This is a genomic window from Pseudomonas sp. GLN_2, assembly GCF_043106005.1.
Classification (GTDB): domain Bacteria; phylum Pseudomonadota; class Gammaproteobacteria; order Pseudomonadales; family Pseudomonadaceae; genus Aquipseudomonas; species Aquipseudomonas alloputida.
Window position 1 is genome coordinate 1 of sequence record NZ_JBICMC010000092.1, and the last position, 651, is coordinate 651.

Consider the following 651-nt stretch of genomic DNA (forward strand, 5'->3'; position numbering starts at 1 on the left):
TATGGTGATACTCGAAGGGGTGGTGGGACGAACAAACCGATTCTGACTGTTAGCCGCAGTACAGACCGTGGGAGACATCGCCCCACCCCTTCACCAAAGCGCCGATAAAGAATGCATCGTTTGCAAGCGACGATAGAAACAAGCCAGCGCCTCTTGGTGAAACCCCTCCGAGTTCAAAAACCATACCGTGGGAGTTCAGGCGATGGCAATGCGAGTAGACAATTTCATCATCGGCATCGATGTCGCCAAGGCTGAGCTGGTCTGTTACTACGAAGACTCCGCCCAACAGCAGGCCGTTAGAAACACCAAGCCTGAAATCCAAAAGTGGCTGGCACTTCAGCCGGCCAATACCGCTATCTGCGTTGAAGCTACCAATGTTTACCATCTGGACCTGGTTGAGATGGCATACGAAAAGGGCTTCGCCGTCTATGTCGTCGATGGGTTCCAACTCAGCAACTACCGCAAGGGCATTGGCGGACGCGTTAAAACCGATGCGTCCGATGCCTGCCTGCTGGCTCGATTCCTGGATCGCGAGGGCAGTGCTCTTCGTCCTTGGTCGCCCCCTCCAGCTGTCTACGGCAAGCTCCAGAGCCTGCTCCGGCGCAGAGCGGCGCTGGTCTCGGCGCGGACAAGCCTGACCCAGAGCTGGGG

At 56.8% G+C, this 651-nt stretch carries 1 protein-coding gene; it reads left to right on the forward strand.

Annotated elements, in window-relative coordinates; translation table 11 throughout:
* Positions 1–202 precede the first annotated feature (202 nt).
* Positions 203–651 (forward strand): transposase (locus ACF8Q6_RS23445; RefSeq protein ID WP_392490609.1); only part of this gene is annotated, 449 nt, incomplete at its 3' end.